This is a genomic window from Hydrogenophaga sp. GW456-12-10-14-TSB4, from assembly GCF_059424305.1.
Window position 1 is genome coordinate 16,423 of record NZ_JBWKZH010000064.1, and the last position, 17,725, is coordinate 34,147.

Genomic DNA, 17,725 nt, shown 5'->3' on the forward strand with positions numbered 1-17,725 from the left:
CTGCACCACGCGCTCGCGGCACTGGCGCTCGGCCTGGGCCTGGCGCTGCCCGCGCAGGCCCTGCCCGGCTTCGCCGAAGTCCGCGCGGACTGGCGCTCGTCCGACGCGCGCGTGCTCGACCGCCAGGGCGAACTGCTGCAGCGCGTGCGCATCGACCACCAGGTGCGCCGGGGCGAGTGGATCGCGCTGGCCGACGTGTCGCCCGCGCTGCGCACGGCCCTGGTGCTGAGCGAGGACCAGCGCTTCTACGAGCACAGCGGCGTGGACTGGCGCGCCGTCTCGGCCGCGGCCTGGAGCAACCTCTGGAACAGCCGCACGCGCGGCGCGTCCACCATCACCATGCAGCTGGCCGCGCTGCTGGACGAACCCGGCGGCGACCTTCAGCGCGGCGCGGGTGGGCGCCGCCTGACGCAGAAGCTCGGCCAGGCGGTGGCCGCGCAGCAGCTGGAGCGGCGCTGGCGCAAGGACCAGATCCTGGAGGCCTACCTCAACCTGGTGCCGTTCCGGGGCGAGCTGGTCGGCATCGATGCGCTCTCGCGCACGCTGTTCGGCAAGGCCGCCCACGGCCTGGACGAGCGCGAGGCCGCCGTGGCCGCGGCCCTGGTGCGCGCGCCCAACGCGAAGCCCTCGCAGGTCGCGCAACGCGCCTGTGGCGTGCTCCAGCTCATGCAGGCCGGCACGCCAGTGGATTGCAGCGAGCTGCGCATCCTGACCGACATCGCCCTGCCCACCCGGGAGTTTGCCGCCAGCGAGGGCATCGCGCCCCACCATGCGCGGCAGGTGCTCGCGGCTGGCCCGGCGCAGACGGTGCGCTCCACCGTGTCCGCCCCGCTGCAGCGCTTCGCCGTGCAGACGCTGCAGCGCCACCTGCGCGAGCTCAAGGGCCGCAACGTGCAGGACGGCGCGCTGGTCGTGCTCGACAACGCCAGCGGCGAGGTGCTGGCCTGGGTCGGCTCGTCGGGCGAGCTGAGCGCCGCGTCGGAGGTGGACGGCGTGACGGCGCTGCGCCAGCCCGGCTCCACGCTCAAGCCCTTCCTCTACGCCCAGGCCATCGCGGAGCGGCGCATGACGGCGGCGTCCCTGCTGGAGGACTCGCCCGCCGCCATTCCCACCACCAGTGGCCTCTACATCCCGCAGAACTACGACCGCCGCTTCAAGGGCTGGGTCTCCGCGCGCACCGCGCTGGCGGCCTCGCTCAACGTGCCGGCGGTGCGCACGCTGGTCATGGTCTCGCCCGACGCCTTTCACCACCAGCTCGGCGCGCTCGGCCTGCCCCTGCGCGAGCCCGCCGGCTACTACGGCTACAGCCTGGCCCTGGGCAGCGCCGAAGTGCCGCTGCTCTCGCTGACCAACGCCTTCCGCACCCTCGCCAACGGCGGGCGCTACGGCCCCGTGGGCTCGCCGCCGCAGGCCACGCCGGCCATCGACCCGCGCGCGGCCTTCATCGTCGGCGACATCCTGAGCGACGCCAACGCCCGGGCCCGCACCTTCGGCACGGACAGCCTCCTCGCCACGCGCTTCTGGACCGCCGTGAAGACCGGCACCAGCAAAGACATGCGCGACAACTGGGCGGTGGGCTGGTCCGAGCGTTACACCGTCGGCGTGTGGGTGGGCAACGCCGGCGGCGCGCCGATGTGGGACGTGAGCGGCACCAGCGGCGCGGCGCCCGTCTGGGCCACCGTCATGCAGCACCTGCACGCCCGCACGCCCAGCCGCGCGCCGCCGCCGCCGGCCGGCCTGGTGCAGGCGCGCGCCTCGTTCGAGGGCGGCGCAGGCGCGCGGCCGCTGGAAGCGGCTCGCAGCGAGTGGTTCCTCGCCGGGACAGAGCAGGCCCGCTTCGCGATGGACACGCCGGCCCCGGCGAGGGCGCCGGGCAGCGCGCTGCGCATCCGCAGCCCGGCCCCCGGCACCATCGTCGCGCTGGACCCGGACATTCCCCCCAACCGCCAGCGCCTGAGCTTCGTCGCCAGCGGCGCGGGCGGCCGCTGGCGCCTGGATGGCAAGCCCGTGGGCCAGGGCACCCAGCTGCAGTGGCTGCCCTGGCCGGGCCGCCACGTGATGCAACTCACCGATGCGCGCGGCACCGTGCTGGACGAGGTGCGCTTCGAGGTGCGCGGCGCCGGCGTGAGAGAAAACCATGCAAGAAACCATTGACCTGAGCACCCTGCGCGTCGTGGTGGCCGCGGCCGACCTCGGCTCCATCAGCGCCGCCAGCGAACGCCTGCAGCTGGCCGTGGCCGCCGCCAGCTCGCGCATCACGGCGCTCGAAGAATCGCTCGGCTTCCGGGTGTTCGAGCGCTCGTCGCGCGGCGTGCAGCTCACCCCGGCCGGGCAGATGCTGGTGCAGCGCAGCCGCGCGCTGCTGACCGATGCCGACCGGCTGGCGCTGCACCTGCGCGGCTACAGCGAGGGCCTGCAAGGCCATGTGCGCGTGCTGGCCAACACCTCGGCCCTGCTGGAGGTGCTGCCGCAGCGCCTGGAGCAGTTCATGAAAGCGCACCCGCTGATCCGCATCGACCTGGAAGAGCGCGGCAGCCCCGAGATCCCTCTCGCGCTGATCGAAGGGCGCGCCGACTTCGGTGTGGTGGACCTGCCCGTGCCGCCCGCCGGCCTGGCCTTCACGCCCTTCTTCAGCGACACCCTGGTGCTGCTCACGCCGCGCTCGCACCGGTTGGCAACGCGCCGCCGGCTGCGCCTGGCCGACGCGCTGGACGAGCCCTTCATCACGCTCACCGACGGCACCGCCCTGTCCAACCGCCTGCTCGCCTCGGCCGCCGACGCGGGCAAGCCGCTGCACGTGCGCATGCGCATGCGCGGCTTCGACGCCGTGTGCCGCATGGTGGCCGCCGGCCTGGGCGTGGGCGTGCTGCCGCTGGAAGCGATCGCGCCACAGCTGGCGCACCTGCCGCTGGCGGCGGTGCCGCTGTCCGACCCCTGGGCGCGGCGCACCCACCACATCGCCACCCGCACCGATGCGCCGCCGGCGCCGGCCGCGCTCACGCTGATCAAGGCATTGACCGCCTGACGGGGCTTTCGCGAAACGCGAAAGCCGCCTTTGCCGCACGCCATTGCGGCCCACACGGGGCCGTTCCTACACTGGCCCCCAGACCCCACAACACCAAGCGCCGCCACCCCGGCCGCGCCGGAGACTTTATGAAAATCGCCCGCGTCAGCGCCACGCCGCTGAACCTGCCCGTCACCGTGCAATCCCCCAGCCGCAGCCAGACCACCAGCCTCTCGGTCTGCCTCGTCACCATCGAGACCGACACCGGCCTCATCGGCACCGGCATGACCGCCATCACCGAGGAAGAGGTGATCGGCAGCATCGTCAACGACATCGCCGCGCACCACCTGGTGGGCATGGACCCGATGCGCCACGAGCAGATCTGGGAGCGCCTCTACTGGCTGCTCACGCCGCGCGGCCAGTCGGGCTACGCCAGCCACGCCATCGCCGCCATCGACCTCGCGCTGTGGGACATCAAAGGCCAGGCGCTGGGCGAACCCTGCTGGCGCCTGCTGGGCGGCGCGCGCGCCGAGGTGCCGGTGTACGCCACCTTCGGCTTCAACTTCTTCGACCGCGACGAGCTCGCAGCCGCCGCGCGCGAGTGGGTGGGCCGCGGCTTCTCGCGCCTGAAGATGACGGTGGGCCACCACGCGCTGCAGCGGCGCGACGAGCCCCGGCCGCTGGACCAGGTGATCACTGAGGACGTGCAGCGCATCCGCGCGGTGCGCGAGGCGGTCGGGCCGGACGTGCAGATCTACATCGACGCCAACTGCAGCCTCGACTACTTCCACGCCCTGTCCCTGGCGAAGAAGGTCGAGCCCTACGACATCAGCTTCTTCGAGGAGCCGGTGTCGCAGAACGACATTCCCAACCTGGCCAAGCTTCGCGCCAAGACCTCGATCCCGCTGGCCGCCGGTCAGAACGAGGGCCTGGCCTCGCGCTTTCGCGACATGCTGGTCGCGCAGGCGGTGGACGTGGTGCAGCCCAACGCCTGCATCAGCGGCGGTTTCACGCAATGCAGCCGCATCGCGGGCATGGCCTCGGCCTTCAACACGCGCTTCGCCAACGGCGGCGCCTGGCCGCACCACAACATGCACCTGCACGCCGGCCTGGCCAACGGCTCGCTGGTGGAATACCACTCGGTGGCCGTGCAGTGCTGCGAGCTGGTCTTCGACGACCTGCCCAAACCCGAACGCGGCGTGCTGCGCCTGCCCGAGACACCGGGCCTGGGCTTCAAGCCCAACCCCGAGCGGCTGGCGGAGCTCGCCAAGCGGCCCGGCTCACGCGGCGCCGGCAAGGCCTGAAAAAAGATTCCCCACGATAAAAACGGAGACAAAGACATGCAGACAACCCCCACACGCTTCACGACGGGCCGGCGGTCCGCGCTGATCCTGGCGCTGGCCGCCACCCTGGGCGGCGGCGCCTGGGCGCAGGCCTGGCCCAGCAAACCGGTGCGCCTGCTGGTCGGCTACTCGGCAGGCGGTGGCGTCGACGCCATGGCCCGCCTGATCGCGCCGCGCCTATCCACCCTGCTGGGCCAGCAGGTGGTGGTGGACAACCGCACCGGCGCAGCCGGCCTGATCGCGGGTGACGCGGTGGCGCGCGCCGCGCCCGACGGCTACACCCTGATGCTGGGCGACAGCTCGCTGCTGATCGCGCAGCACCTGCAGCCGCGCATGAGCTTCGATCCCATCAAGGCCTTCACGCCGGTGGCCGGCGTGTTCACCCTGCCGCTGGTGATCGTGGCCAACAACGAGGTGCCCGCCAAGACGCCGGCCGAGTTCGTGAAGCTGCTCAAGGACAACCCCGGCCGCTACGCCTACGCGACCTCGGGCGTGGGCACGGTGCACCACCTGGGCTTCGAGATGCTCAAGGGCCAGGCGCGCAGCTTCGTCGTCCACATCCCTTACCGGGGCGCGTCGCAGATCGTGCCCGATGTGATGAGCGGCCAGGTGCCCTTCGGCGTGGTGAGCGCGACCTCGGCGATCGCCCAGGCCAAGGCGGGCAAGCTGCGCGCGGTGGCGGTGATGAACCCGGTGAAGCTGGCCGGCGCCGAAGACATCGCGCCGCTCTCCGACGCCCTGCCCGGCTTCTCCGCCGTGCCGCGCCTGTACGTGTTGGCACCGGCAGGCACCCCCGCGCCCATCGTGGAGCGGCTGAGCGACTCGCTGCGCACCGTGATGGAAGCGCCGGACATCGCGCAGATCGCCGCCCAGCAAGGCGCCGTGCCGGCCTACATGCCGGCCGGCCCGCTGGCCGCCGACATCGTGCGCGAGTCGGCCGAATGGGGCAAGGTCATCCGCGAGCAGAAGATCACCGCGCAATGAGCCCAGGATTCAGGTGCAGGGATCGGGCTGAGGCACCTCGGTGCAGCGCCGATAGGCCTCGGCCTTGAGGCCGCCGCCGACCACGCGGTACTGGTCGAAGCACGCGGCGCTGGCCAGGTACCGGTGCCAGCGCGCCTCGCAGGCGCTGGTGCCCGGCGGCAGCGGCGCGTCGGCCGGCACGGCCCGGGCCCGGTGCTGCGGCGGCACCTGGGTGCCATAGACCCACTGGCCGCGTTCGTCGACCCAGCGGAACACGTCGGCGGCCAGGGCCGCGCCGGGCAGTGCGAGGGCCAAAACCAGGGCCAGGGTGTTCAGCTTCATGCCGATGGGACTCCGGCGACCCGCGCGCGGTTCCGCCGTCCGTCCCCCCGGCGCCGCTGCATCGCAGCAAAAATTTCACAGGGGTCCGCCCCGCTTTCACACGCCTTTTGCAGGGTGCGCGGCTAACATGCCACGTCACCCAAAACACCGGAGACTTCCGAGATGACCGTCATCACCAACGTGGAGGACCTGCGCGTCCTGGCCCAGCGGCGCGTGCCCCGCATGTTCTACGACTACGCCGACAGCGGCTCGTGGACCGAAGGCACCTACCGCGCCAACAACGCCGACTTCCAGAAGATCAAGCTGCGCCAGCGCGTGGCGGTGAACATGGAGAACCGCAGCACGCGCAGCACCATGGTCGGCCAGGAAGTGGCCATGCCGGTGGCGATCGCGCCCACCGGCCTCACCGGCATGCAGCACGCCGACGGCGAGATCCTGGCCGCGCGCGCCGCGCGCAAGTTCGGCATCCCGTTCACGCTCTCCACCATGAGCATCTGCTCGATCGAGGACGTGGCGCAGCACGCGGGCGAAGGCTTCTGGTTCCAGCTCTACGTGATGCGCGACCGGGGTTTCATCGAACGCCTGATCGACCGCGCCAAGGCCGCGAAGTGCAGCGCGCTGGTGCTGACCCTGGACCTGCAGATCATCGGCCAGCGCCACAAGGACCTGAAGAACGGCCTGACCGCGCCGCCCAAGATGACGCTCACCAACCTGATCGACATCGCCACCAAGCCGCGCTGGGCGCTGGGCATGCTGGGCACCAAGCGCAAGCAGTTCGGCAACATCTTCGGGCACGTCAGCGGCATCGAGAACATGGGCAGCCTGAGCGAGTGGACCGCCAAGCAGTTCGACCCCTCGCTCAACTGGGGCGACGTGGAATGGATCAAGAAGCGCTGGGGCGGCAAGCTGATCCTCAAGGGCATCCAGGACGTGGAAGACGCCAAGCTGTGCGTGGCCTCGGGCGCGGACGCGCTGATCGTGAGCAACCACGGCGGCCGCCAGCTGGACGGCGCGCAGAGCAGCATCGAGGCGCTGCCGGCCATCGTGGACGCGGTGGGCGGCCAGATCGAGGTGCACATGGACGGCGGCATCCGCAGCGGGCAGGACGTGCTCAAGGCCCGCGCGCTCGGCGCCAAAGGGGTCTACATCGGGCGGCCCATGCTGTACGGCCTGGGCGCGATGGGCGAGGCCGGCGTGAGCAAGTGCCTGGAGATCCTGCACAAGGAACTCGACCTCACCATGGCTTTCTGCGGCCACACGCAGATCGAGAAGGTCGACAAAGGCATCCTGCTGCCGGGCACGTACCCGACCTGACCGTGAGGGCGGCACCACTGCCGCTATGCTCACCGCCGTGACCTCTCCCACGGCCCGCCTCCGGCGCATCGCGCACCTCGACATGGACGCCTTCTTCGCGTCCGTCGAGCTGTTGCGCTACCCGCAGCTCAAGGGCCTGCCGGTGGTGATCGGCGGCGGGCGGCGGCGCGAGGACGACATGTTCGCGCGGCTGCGCGAGACCTACCCCGAGCGCGAATGGACCGGCGACGACCTCGCCCACATCCCGATCGAGTTCTTTCCCCTGCTTGAAAACTACGTGGGCCGGGGTGTGGCCACCACCGCCACCTACGCCGCGCGCCAGTTCGGCGTCGGCTCGGCCATGGGCCTGATGAAGGCGGCCAAGCTCTGCCCGCAGGCAATCCTGCTGCCGGTGGATTTCGACGAGGTGCGCCGCATCTCGCGCCTGTTCAAGCACACCATCCGCGAGATCGCGCCGGTGATGGAAGACCGGGGCGTGGACGAGGTCTACATCGACTTCACCGACGTGCCCGGCGGCCAGCGCGAGGGCGGGCGCGTGCTGGCGCGCCTGATCCAGAAGAGCATCTTCCAGGCCACCGGGCTGACCTGCTCCCTCGGCGTGGCGCCCAACAAGCTGATCGCCAAGATGGCGAGCGAATTCCAGAAGCCCAACGGCATCAGCATCGTGCACACCGACGACCTGCAGACGCTGATCTGGCCCCTGCCCTGCCGCAAGATCAACGGCGTGGGCCCCAAGGCCGACGCCAAGCTGCAAGGCCACGGCATCCACACCATCGGCGACCTCGCGCAGCGCGACCGGCCCTGGCTGGTCGAGCACTTCGGCAAGAGCTACGGTGCCTGGCTGCACGAGGTGTCCTGGGGCCGCGACGAGCGCACGGTGCAGACCGAGAGCGAGCCGGTGAGCATGAGCCGCGAAACCACCTTCGACCGCGACCTGCACGCGGTGCGCGACCGCGCCGAACTCGGGGCCATCTTCACCCAGTTGTGCGAGCAGGTGGCCGACGACCTGCAGCGCAAGGGCTACGTGGGCAAGACCATCGGCGTGAAGCTGCGCTACGACAACTTCCAGATCGTCACGCGCGACAGCACCATCGGCCACTTCACCAGCGACGCGGCCAGCATCCGCCGCCAGGCCGGCCTGTGCCTCAAGCGGGTGGACCTCACGCGCCGCATCCGCCTGCTGGGTGTGCGCGTGGGCTCCCTGGCCCGGCTCGGCGAGGTGCCGCCGGAGCCCGAACGCCCCCCGGAACCGGCCCAATTGTTCTGAAGCCGCGCGGCGGCCATTGACGCAAGCTGACACCAAACTTACAGTGGAGACGACTGGATCTCAGCCGCATTCCCGAGGGGGCAGCCATGAATCTCTGTCTCAATCTCGACGAGCTGGAGCGCATCAAGCGCTGGCACGTGGCGCACCGCCGGGACCACCCGCTGGAGTACCAGCTGTGGGACGGCATGCTCACGGCCTGGGTGATGGGCTGGGTGGGCTGCGTGCCGGCGTTTTTCTCGGACGCCCTGTGGCTGCTGCCCTTCTGCGTGATGGGCATCTGGGCGCCCGGGCTGTACGTGCGCTGGCGCCGCAAGGTGCACCGGGCGCACCGCCTGCGCTGCGACTGGCTGGGGCCGTACAACTGAGCGGCGCAACCGTCCGGACCGGGACAGCGGGCGCGGCGCGCACGGGCTACAGTGACCCGTTGCCCATCACCCCCGAGACAAGCCACGCCATGACCGCACCGACCTGCTTCGCCCTCACCACGACCGACCACATCGTCCACCTGGTGCTGAACCGGCCCACCGAGCTCAACACCATGCACCCGACCTTCTGGCGCGAGCTCGACGAACTGCTCACGCAGATCCACACCGAAGGCACGGCCCGGGCCCTGGTCATCAGCAGCACGGGCAAGCACTTCAGCGCCGGCATGGCCCTGGAGACCTTCGGCGGCGCGATCCAGATGGACGACCAGAGCCCCGAAGGCCGCGCCGCCATCTACGACCTGCTGATGGACATCCAGTCCACCTTCAGCAAGATCGAGAGCCTGCGCATCCCGGTGATCTGCGCCATCCAGGGCGGCTGCGTGGGCGGCGCGGTGGACATGGTCACGGCGGCCTGCATCCGCTACGCCAGCGCCGACGCCTTCTTCTGCATCCAGGAAATCAACATCGGCATGGTGGCCGACGTGGGCACGCTGCAGCGCCTGCCCAAGCTGATCCCTTTCGGCGTGGTGAAGGAACTGGCCTACACCGGCCGCCGGCTGCCTGCGAGCAAGGCGCTCACCTACGGCCTGGTCAACGAGGTGTTCGACACCCATGAAGCCACCGTGGCCGCCGCGCTCCAATGCGCCAAGGAAATCGCGGCCAAGCCGCCGGTGGCGATCTGGGGCACCAAGCAGGTTGTGACCTACGCGCGCGACCACTCGGTGGAAGACAGCCTGCGCCAGATGGGCTGGATCCAGGGCACGGTGTGGAGCAACACCCACGTGCGCGAGGCCATCGGCGCGATGAAGGACAAGCGCGCCGGCCAGTTCACGCCGCTGGCCGGCCTGCAGTCGTTCAAGGCCCAGGGCTGAGCAAGGCCTCTACGAGAGCCGGTACGTGGCCAGGTGCAGGCTGGTCTCGGTGCTGCTGATGCCGCGGATGAGGCGGATGCGTTCGAGCACCTGAGAGAGTTCCGCCAGGCTGCCCGCGCGCAGCTCGGCGAGCAGGTCCCAGCGGCCATTGGTGTCGTGCAGCTCGGCCACGCCGGGCTCGCCCAGCAGGCTGGCGATCACCGCGCGCGTCTGGTTGCCTTCGACCGCCACGCTCATCCAGGCGCTGATCTCGTCGGGCTTGGCATCGGGCCGCAGGCGCACGGTGTAGCCGACGATGACCCCGCTGTCTTCCAGCCGCGCGATGCGGTTGGTGACCGTGCCGCGCGACACATCCAGCTTCTTGGCCAGGGCGGCGACGTTGGTGCGCGCGTCCTTGCGCAAAAGGCCGATCAGTTGCTGGTCCAGGGCGTCCATTGGAGCATTATGCGATTCATGGCTGACTTTTTGGCAATTTTCTGCCGAAATTCAAGCACAGTTGACGATTTACATTGAGCGAGCGCTTGAGGACACTGAGGGCCACTCCAAGGATTCCCCATGAAAGCCGCCACCTCTTCCTCTTTGCCCACCCTGTTCCTCAGCGCCCAGGATGTGGCCACCCTGGTCCACCGGCTGGGCCTGCCTGCCGCGCTGGACCGCCTCGCTGGCGCCCTGCACGCCGACTACCTGCGCTGGCCCTCGTTCGACAAATCGGCGCGCGTGGCCAGCCACTCGGCCGACGGCGTGATCGAGCTGATGCCGATCGCCGACGACACCACCTACGCCTTCAAGTACGTCAACGGCCACCCCAAGAACACCCGCAACGGCCTGCCCACGGTGATGGCTTTCGGCGTGCTGGCCGACGTGGACACCGGCGTGCCCGTGCTGCTGAGCGAACTCACGCTCACCACCGCGCTGCGCACCGCCGCCATGTCGGTGGTGGCCGCGCGCGCGCTGGCCCGCCCGAACAGCCGCCGCATGGCGCTGATCGGCAACGGCGCGCAGAGCGAGTTCCAGGCCCTGGCCTTCCACCACCTCATGGGCATCGACGAGATCCGCCTGTTCGACACCGACCCCGCCGCCACGCGCAAGCTGATGGACAACCTCGCGGGCCAGACCGGCCTGAAACTGATCGCCTGCGACAGCATCGCCCAGGCGGTGCGCGGTGCCGACATCGTGACCACCGTCACCGCGGACAAGACCAACGCCACCATCCTCACGCCCGAGATGGTCGAGCCCGGCATGCACATCAACGGCGTGGGCGGTGACTGCCCGGGCAAGACCGAGCTGCACCCCGACGTGCTGCGCCAGGCCGCCGTGTTCGTCGAGTACGAGCCACAGACCCGCATCGAAGGCGACCTGCAGCACCTGCCCGCCGACTTCGCCGTGACCGAGCTGTGGCACGTGCTGGCCGGCAACGCCCCCGGCCGCACCGGCGCGGCGCAGGTCACGCTGTTCGACTCGGTCGGTTTCGCGCTGGAGGACTACTCGGCCCTGCGCTTCCTGCGCGAGGCCGCCGGCGAGCTCGGCCTGGGCCAGGCGCTGCCGCTGATCCCCGCGCTGGCCGACCCGAAAGACCTGTTCGGCCTGCTGCGCCGGTCCGAACCTCGACAGGTGGAACTGGCCCTGGCGGCCTGAGGCGGCGGCTGCCGCTACGATGGGCGACCCCCATCGTTCGCGTGTGCATGAAAACCTTTCACAACCCCCACCACGCCGGCCACGCCGGCCAGCAGGAAATGTTCCGTGGCCGCATGGTGCCCTGCCACGAGGTGCCCGCGCGGCTGGACTTCGTGCTCGCCGAACTGCAGCGCCGCCCGCTGGGACCCCTGACCCCGCCGGCGGTGGATGCCGCCGCGCTGGACGCGGCCATCGCCCGCGTGCACGACGCGCGCTACCTAGCCTTCCTCGCCACCGCCTGGGACGACTGGGTGGCCATGGACCCGGCCAACGCGCAGCGCGACGCCCTGCCCTCGGTGTGGCCGCTGGCCAACCGCCACGGCTTTCGCAACGACGTGCTGCCGCACAACTTCGCGGCGCGCCTGGGCCTGTTCTCGTTCGACTCGGGCTCGCCCCTGACCGCCGGCACCTGGGCCGCCGCGCGCGGCGGTGCGGCCTGCGCGCTGGCCGCGGCACAGGCCGTGGCCGGCGGCGAGCGCAGCGCCTTCGCGCTCACGCGCCCGCCCGGCCACCATGCGGGACCGGACTTCCTGGGCGGCTACTGCTTCCTGAACAACGCCGCGATTGCCGCGCAGGCGCTGCGCGATGCCGGCCGCGCCAAGGTGGCGGTGCTGGACGTGGACTACCACCACGGCAACGGCACACAGACGATCTTCTACGAACGCGCCGACGTGCTCACGGTCTCGATCCACGGCGACCCGGCCACCGAGTACCCGTTCTTCCTCGGCCACGCGGACGAGCGCGGCGCGGGCGCGGGCACCGGCTTCAACCTCAACCTGCCGCTGCCGCGCGGCACGGGCGTGCAGGCCTGGCGCGCCGCGCTGGACACGGCCCTGCGCGCGGTGGCTGATGTCGGCGCCGATGCGCTGGTGGTGCCCCTGGGCCTGGACACCTTCGAGGGCGACCCGATCTCCGGCTTCACGCTCAAGACCGGCGACTACGCCGCCGTCGGTGCGGCGCTGGCGGGCGCGGGCCTGCCCACGGTGTTCACCTTCGAGGGCGGCTACGCGGTGGACGAGGTCGGCACCAACGCGGTCAACCTGCTCGAAGGCTTCCAGCGGGCGGCCTGAGCCGCTTCACTGCCGCGCGGTGCGCACGTTGGCCGGCGGCGATTGCGGGTGGCTGCTGCGCCAGGGGTTGATGTCCAGCCCGCCCCGGCGCGTGTAGCGCGCATACACCGTGAGCTTGGCCGGCTTGCAGCGCTGCCAGACGTCCATGTAGATGCGCTCGACACACTGCTCGTGGAATTCGTTGTGGTTGCGAAAGCTCACGATGTACTGCAGCAGGCCGGCCTGGTCGATCTGCGGGCCGCTGTAGCTGATCTGCACGCTGCCCCAGTCGGGCTGGCCCGTCACCAGGCAGTTGCTCTTGAGCAGGTGGCTCACCAGGGTCTCGGTGACCGGCTTCTCGTCGAGCGCGGCCGTGAGCAGCTCGGGCGCGGGCTGGTACTGCGTGCACTCCACGTCGAGCCGGTCGATGGACAGGCCGCTGAGTTCGTGCACCGGCTCGCGGTCGAAGTGCTCGGGCAGCAGCAGCTTCACGCCGGCACCGGCCTGCACCGGGCCGCCGTGCCACATGGCGGCGCTCACGTCGGCGCGGATGCGGTCGCGCACCGCGTCGGCGCTGGCGAACGGCGTGTTGTTGAAGCTGTTGAGGTAGAGCTTGAACGACTTGCTCTCGACGATGTGCGTGCTCTCGCAAGGCACGGTGATGTGGGCCAGCGCCACCATGGGCTTGCCGCGCGGGTTGAGCCAGCTGAGCTCGAAGGCGGTCCAGAGGTCGGCGCCCAGAAAGGGCACGCTGCCGGTGATGCCGATCTCGCGCCGCTTGGCTTCGCGCGGCAGCGGAAACAGCAGGGAAGCGTCGTACTGGTCGACGTAGGCCGAGGTGCGGCCGAGCTGGGACTGTTCGGGGGTGTTCTGGGACATGGAAGGATCAGACAAATTCGCGTTCGCGCAGCCACTTGGTGGCGACCCATTTCTCGCCCTCGATCACCGGCGCGCCACCGTGCAGTGTGCGGGTGGAAGGATGGGCCCGGTCGTAGCTGAAAAAGACGGCGTTGCCACGCACCGGGGCCACCTCGAAGCCCACGTCGGGGAAGGTGGTGCCGCCGCCGCGCGCGGGCTCGTTGAGGTACATCACCAGCGTGGCCACGCGCTGGCCACCGCGCCGCAGGATGGTGGGCGTGCCGGGCTCGGCGGGGTCGAAGTAGTCGTAGTGCGGCTTGTACTCGGCCCCGGGCTTGTAGTTCAGCACCTGGAAGCCCTCGCCGTTCTCCAGCGGCCAGTTGAGCAGGCGGGCGATGCGCGCCTCGACGGCCGCCACCTCGGGCGTCTGGCCCCGGGTGAAGAACATGCCGCTGCTGGTGCGATCGGGGTTGAGCTCCTCGCCGCCGGTCTTGGTCTCCACCGTGAGCGAGCGCGCCAGGTGCGGGCGGGCGGATGCAATCAGCGCCTCGCATTCCTCGGCGCTGAGCAGGTTGCCCAGCACCACCACGCGCGGGTGGTTCAGCGTGGCGATCACGTCCACCATGCGGTCGCCCGCGTCGATCTGGCGCGGGGACTGGCTCAGGTTGAAGTCGGGCACCGGCACGCCCGCGCCGGTCGAGGCCGCGTCGGGCTGGGTCACGGGCACCACCACCGGGGGTTTGGCGGCCTGCGCGCGAAGGTGCTCGCGCAGCGTGCTCTCGAGCGCCGCCACGGCCACCGACTCCTGCCAGCCGGAGGACACCATGGAGGCCAGCACCACCTCGGGGGTGAAGCCGGCGGACGCCTGATCGATGATCCAGCGGCGCAGTTCGGGGGTGATGGTCTGGCTCATGGTGTGTGTCGAGGCGGTCAGGCCTTCTGTTCGCGGCGGAACACCAGCCGGTCGGGTGAGGACGCGGCGGGCACGAAACGGTAACCCTCAAGGTCGAAGCCCTTGAGCTGTTCGGGCGTGGTGGCCCGGTGCGTCACAGCGTACCGCACCATGAGGCCGCGCGCACGTTTGGCCATGAAGCTGATGACCTTGTAGCCGTCGTTCTTGCGTTCCTCGAACGCGCAGGTGACCACGCGCGGCAGCAGGGCCTTGCGGTCCACCGCCTTGAAGTACTCCTCGCTGGCGAGGTTGATCACCACCGGGCTCAGGTCGGCCTTGGCACGCTGGTTGAGGTACTCGGCGATCTGGCGGCCCCAGAACTCGTAGAGGTTCTTGCCCCGGGGCGTCTTCAGCCGCGTGCCCATCTCCAGCCGGTAGGGCTGCATCCAGTCGAGCGGGCGCAGCACACCGTACAGGCCGCTGAGGATGCACAGGTGCTGCTGCAGCCAGTCGAGCTCGGCCTCGCCCAGGGTTTTCGCGTCCAGACCGCCGTACACGTCGCCGTCGAAGGCGAGCACGGCCTGCTTGGCGTTCTTCGCCGTGAACTTCGGGCGCCAGGCCTGGTAGCGCGCGACGTTCAGGCCCGAGAGCGCATCCGACAGGTCCATGAGCTCGCTGATCTGCAGCGGGGTCTTGTCCCGCAGCACCTCGATGAGTTCGGTCGAGTCTTTCACGAACAGGGGCTGGGTGTGGGTGGTCACGTGCGGGGGCGTCTCGTAGTCGAGCGCCTTGGCGGGCGAGATCAGGAAGAGCATGTTGGGCGTGAGGCGGGCACAGCCGCAGAGCGAAGCGGACACGGAAGCGACAAGGCTCCCGGAGGAAGCCTTGATTATCGCCAACGGGGCTTGTTACTTCAGGTCACCAGCGAGAGACGCCAGCGTTTCCGGGGGCACTTGCAGGTGGGCCGGGTAATGGGTGTGGTCGCACCCCAGCTTGACGGCCGCGCCGGCCAGCACCGCCGCGCGCATCGGCGCCGTGAGCTCGAAGCGCACGAAGTGCACGGCAGAGGTCTTTTCCTCGTTCTCGCGGTCCAGGTCTTCGTCGGCGATGGCGTACACCCGGGCATGGCCCTCGACCTCGACGAACATGCGGTCCTCCACCCCGATCAGCCGCGCGAGTTCGCGCTTGCGTTCGTGGATGTCGATGTACTCGATCATCATCGTGGCCTTCCAGTTCGTGCCATCGGGCACCAGCGGCGCGTAGGCGTCGATCTCCTGCTGGATGCCCTCCTCCTCGAAGATCTTCTCGATGCGCAGCATCTCCTGGATCTGGTAGCGCATGGTGGTCTCGCTCTCGAACTGCAGGTTCAGGTGCTCGCCCAGCTGCACGCTGCGCAGCCGGCGGTGCGCCATGATTTCTGGCTTGTGCACCTTGCGCCATTTGGTGTACGCCTCCAGGCTCATGAGGCTGTCGGCGGTGATGCGGCCGGTGAGTTGCATGGCGGGTTCTCCTTCTTACGTTTCGGGCTTCAGGCCATAGGCCCGCGCCACCAGGCTCAGCGGGTGCTGCAGTTCCGGCGCGCCCAGGCCATTGACCTCGAAGCCCTGCGCGATGTGGTGGCCGCCGAGCGGGCAGTCCGAGCTGATGACGTCCGGCTTCGCGCCGTCCTTCATGGTGGCCATGGCCCTGAACACCGGCTTGCCGATCTTCATGGCCTGCTGGTGGTGCGCCTTCTTCACGCCGAAGGTGCCGGCGTGGCCGGAGCAGCGCTCGATGGTGTTCACGGTGGTCCCGGGCACCATCTTCAGCATCTCCTCGGTCTTGCGCCCGATGTTCTGCACCCGGCCGTGGCAGGGGATCTGGTAGCTGATGTTGCCCAGCGGCTGCGGAAACTCGGTCTTGAGCAGGCCGTCGCGCTTGCGCGCCATCAGGTACTCGAACGGGTCCCACACGCTTTCTTTCACGAGCTGGGTGTCGGCATCGTCGGGGAACATGAGCGGGATTTCCTGCTTGAACATCAGCGCGCAGCTGGGCACGGCCGCGAGGATCGCGTAGCCGTCCTTCGCGTACTTCGCAAGCACCGGGATGTTGGCCTCCTTGCTTCGCTGCACCGCGTCCAGGTCGCCCAGTTCCAGCTTGGGCATGCCGCAGCATTTCTCCTTCTCGACCAGGGTGTAGGGAATGCCGTTGTGGTCGAGGATCTTCAGCAGGTCCAGGCCGATGCCGGGCTCGTTGTAGTTGATGTAGCAGGTGGCGAAGATCGCAACCTTGCCCGGTGTCTTCTCGCCGTCGACCACCTGGGATGCGCCGGCTTCGGGCGCGCCGGAGCGGAACTTCTTCGTCGCGAGTTCGGGCAGCCAGGCATCCTTGTCAACGCCGGCCACGCGCTCCATCAGGCCGCGCGCGGTCCTGGTGCGGTTCACCGCGTTGGCCGCCTGCACCACGATCGGAATGCCGGCGAACTGGCCGTGCACGTCGGTGGAAGCGAGGAAGCGCTCGGCCAGACCCACCTCGCCCTTCTTGAACTGGATCGCCTTGGCGCGCAGCATGGTGTGGGGGAAGTCCAGATTCCACTCATGCGGCGGCGTGTAGGGGCACTTGGTCATGTAGCAGAGGTCGCACATGTAGCACTGGTCGACCACCTTCCAGTAGTCCGCCTTGGCCACGCCATCCACTTCCATGGTGCTGCTCTCGTCGACCAGATCGAACAGCGTGGGGAAGGAGCCGCACAGGCTCACGCAGCGCCGGCAGCCGTGGCAGATGTCGAAGATGCGCTCCATCTCGTGCAGGCACTGGTCCTCGTCGTAGAAGTCGGGGTTCTTCCAGTCGAGCGCGTGCCGCGTCGGTGCCTGCAGATTGCCTTCTGTGGCCATGGGGATGTCTCCTCGTCTGGTGCGAGTCGTTTCGTGGGTTTTTGAAAGGGCTCGGCCAAGCCCTTTCAAAAACGCTGTGCCGCTGGCACAGCGAGGGAACAAGGGATTCGCTCAGTCCACGAGCTCGTTCAGGGCTTTCTGGTAACGGTTGGCGTGCGAGCGCTCGGCCTTGGCCAGGGTCTCGAACCAATCGGCCACTTCGTCGAAGCCTTCCTCGCGCGCGGTCTTGGCCATGCCCGGGTACATGTCGGTGTACTCATGGGTTTCGCCGGCCACGGCGGAGGCGAGGTTGTTGCGGGTGGAGCCGATCGGCAGGCCGGTGGCGGGGTCGCCCGATTGCTCCAGGAATTCCAGGTGGCCGTGCGCGTGGCCGGTCTCGCCTTCGGCGGTCGAGCGGAACAGGGCCGCCACATCGTTCTGGCCTTCCACGTCGGCCTTGTTCGCGAAGTACAGGTAGCGGCGATTGGCCTGGGATTCGCCGGCGAAGGCGTCCTTCAGGCACTGCTCGGTCTTCGAGCCTTTCAATGCGGGCATGGGTATCTCCTTGATTGCGTGGGTGGAAGAAACGCCCCTGAGGCCCGGACAGCAGGCACCGAACCTGACAGGACCTCCGCAACATACGCCGGCCCGCCGGCGGGCGTCCAATAGTTCCGGGCTATGCGATGAATTGCCCGGGTCTATTCAGGGGATGGCGCCGATACCCGCTTTCAACGGGATCGACACCCCCGGTCCAAAGCATCAAACTGGAGTGCGCCGCAGGCCTATTGAATTACGATAAGAGAAATGCGTTGCATAATGGTGAATCACAGGCCCAGCTTTCGCCCACCCAGGAGACCGACATGCCGACCC

18 protein-coding genes are annotated in these 17,725 nt (G+C 69.4%); 10 read left to right on the forward strand and 8 right to left on the reverse strand.

Translation table 11 applies throughout. From position 1 onward, the window contains the following. From pbpC to AC07ZS_RS24000, 4 genes are all read left to right on the forward strand, one after another. Nucleotides 1-2,154: a penicillin-binding protein 1C gene (pbpC, locus tag AC07ZS_RS23985; protein WP_494801053.1), complete on the forward strand. Its 2,154-nt coding sequence runs from the start codon at nt 1-3 to the stop codon at nt 2,152-2,154. Beyond that, complete coding sequence (locus AC07ZS_RS23990) at nt 2,138-3,025, forward strand: LysR family transcriptional regulator (protein ID WP_494801038.1); 888 nt, start codon at nt 2,138-2,140, stop codon at nt 3,023-3,025. Before pbpC ends, AC07ZS_RS23990 begins: the two co-directional genes overlap by 17 nt. Nucleotides 3,026-3,153: 128 nt before the next feature. Further along, nucleotides 3,154-4,308: a mandelate racemase/muconate lactonizing enzyme family protein gene (locus AC07ZS_RS23995; RefSeq protein WP_494801039.1), complete on the forward strand. Its 1,155-nt coding sequence runs from the start codon at nt 3,154-3,156 to the stop codon at nt 4,306-4,308. A 36-nt stretch (nt 4,309-4,344) separates the two neighbouring features. Beyond that, nucleotides 4,345-5,331, forward strand: coding sequence for a Bug family tripartite tricarboxylate transporter substrate binding protein (locus tag AC07ZS_RS24000; protein ID WP_494801040.1), 987 nt, complete (start codon nt 4,345-4,347; stop codon nt 5,329-5,331). Nucleotides 5,332-5,340: 9 nt separating this feature from the next. On the opposite strand, the gene AC07ZS_RS24005 is transcribed toward AC07ZS_RS24000, so the two are convergent. Beyond that, nucleotides 5,341-5,652: a DUF4124 domain-containing protein gene (locus tag AC07ZS_RS24005; RefSeq protein ID WP_494801041.1), complete on the reverse strand. Its 312-nt coding sequence runs from the start codon at nt 5,650-5,652 to the stop codon at nt 5,341-5,343. 162 nt (nt 5,653-5,814) lie between these two features. Here AC07ZS_RS24005 and AC07ZS_RS24010 point away from each other — a divergent pair, with 162 nt between their 5' ends. From AC07ZS_RS24010 to AC07ZS_RS24025, 4 genes are all read left to right on the forward strand, one after another. Continuing rightward, nucleotides 5,815-6,966 (forward strand): alpha-hydroxy acid oxidase, encoded by a 1,152-nt coding sequence (locus AC07ZS_RS24010; RefSeq protein ID WP_494801042.1) that lies wholly within the window; start codon nt 5,815-5,817, stop codon nt 6,964-6,966. Nucleotides 6,967-6,991: 25 nt separating this feature from the next. Continuing rightward, on the forward strand, nt 6,992-8,233 hold the full coding sequence (locus AC07ZS_RS24015; protein ID WP_494801043.1) for a Y-family DNA polymerase: 1,242 nt from the start codon (nt 6,992-6,994) through the stop codon (nt 8,231-8,233). Nucleotides 8,234-8,319: 86 nt separating this feature from the next. Beyond that, nucleotides 8,320-8,598, forward strand: coding sequence for a hypothetical protein (locus AC07ZS_RS24020; protein ID WP_494801044.1), 279 nt, complete (start codon nt 8,320-8,322; stop codon nt 8,596-8,598). 89 nt (nt 8,599-8,687) lie between these two features. After that, nucleotides 8,688-9,530 carry an enoyl-CoA hydratase-related protein gene (locus AC07ZS_RS24025; RefSeq protein ID WP_494801045.1) on the forward strand — a complete coding sequence of 281 codons (843 nt, stop codon included), beginning with the start codon at nt 8,688-8,690 and terminating at the stop codon, nt 9,528-9,530. Between the two features lie 9 nt (nt 9,531-9,539). Here AC07ZS_RS24025 and AC07ZS_RS24030 read toward each other — a convergent pair whose 3' ends face one another. Then, nucleotides 9,540-9,965: an Lrp/AsnC family transcriptional regulator gene (locus AC07ZS_RS24030; RefSeq protein ID WP_494801046.1), complete on the reverse strand. Its 426-nt coding sequence runs from the start codon at nt 9,963-9,965 to the stop codon at nt 9,540-9,542. 120 nt (nt 9,966-10,085) lie between these two features. Here AC07ZS_RS24030 and ocd point away from each other — a divergent pair, with 120 nt between their 5' ends. Next, complete coding sequence (ocd, locus tag AC07ZS_RS24035) at nt 10,086-11,165, forward strand: ornithine cyclodeaminase (RefSeq protein WP_494801047.1); 1,080 nt, start codon at nt 10,086-10,088, stop codon at nt 11,163-11,165. A gap of 47 nt (nt 11,166-11,212) precedes the next feature. After that, nucleotides 11,213-12,274: a histone deacetylase family protein gene (locus tag AC07ZS_RS24040; RefSeq protein WP_494801048.1), complete on the forward strand. Its 1,062-nt coding sequence runs from the start codon at nt 11,213-11,215 to the stop codon at nt 12,272-12,274. Between the two features lie 6 nt (nt 12,275-12,280). Here the strand turns inward: AC07ZS_RS24040 and queF are convergent, their stop codons facing one another. The 6 genes from queF to AC07ZS_RS24070 form a co-directional block, all read right to left on the reverse strand. Next, nucleotides 12,281-13,132, reverse strand: coding sequence for an NADPH-dependent 7-cyano-7-deazaguanine reductase QueF (queF, locus tag AC07ZS_RS24045; RefSeq protein ID WP_494801049.1), 852 nt, complete (start codon nt 13,130-13,132; stop codon nt 12,281-12,283). 7 nt (nt 13,133-13,139) lie between these two features. Continuing rightward, nucleotides 13,140-14,024: a 2OG-Fe(II) oxygenase gene (locus AC07ZS_RS24050; protein WP_494801050.1), complete on the reverse strand. Its 885-nt coding sequence runs from the start codon at nt 14,022-14,024 to the stop codon at nt 13,140-13,142. 17 nt (nt 14,025-14,041) lie between these two features. Beyond that, on the reverse strand, nt 14,042-14,818 hold the full coding sequence (yaaA, locus tag AC07ZS_RS24055) for a peroxide stress protein YaaA (protein WP_494801054.1): 777 nt from the start codon (nt 14,816-14,818) through the stop codon (nt 14,042-14,044). A 93-nt stretch (nt 14,819-14,911) separates the two neighbouring features. Beyond that, nucleotides 14,912-15,502: a DUF3501 family protein gene (locus AC07ZS_RS24060; protein WP_494801051.1), complete on the reverse strand. Its 591-nt coding sequence runs from the start codon at nt 15,500-15,502 to the stop codon at nt 14,912-14,914. 15 nt (nt 15,503-15,517) lie between these two features. Beyond that, nucleotides 15,518-16,876, reverse strand: a complete 1,359-nt coding sequence (locus AC07ZS_RS24065; protein ID WP_494801052.1) for a (Fe-S)-binding protein — start codon at nt 16,874-16,876, stop codon at nt 15,518-15,520. A 111-nt stretch (nt 16,877-16,987) separates the two neighbouring features. Continuing rightward, a complete protein-coding gene (locus AC07ZS_RS24070; protein ID WP_086125420.1) occupies nt 16,988-17,410 on the reverse strand; it encodes a rubrerythrin family protein in 423 nt (140 codons plus the stop codon). Nucleotides 17,411-17,725 lie beyond the last annotated feature (315 nt).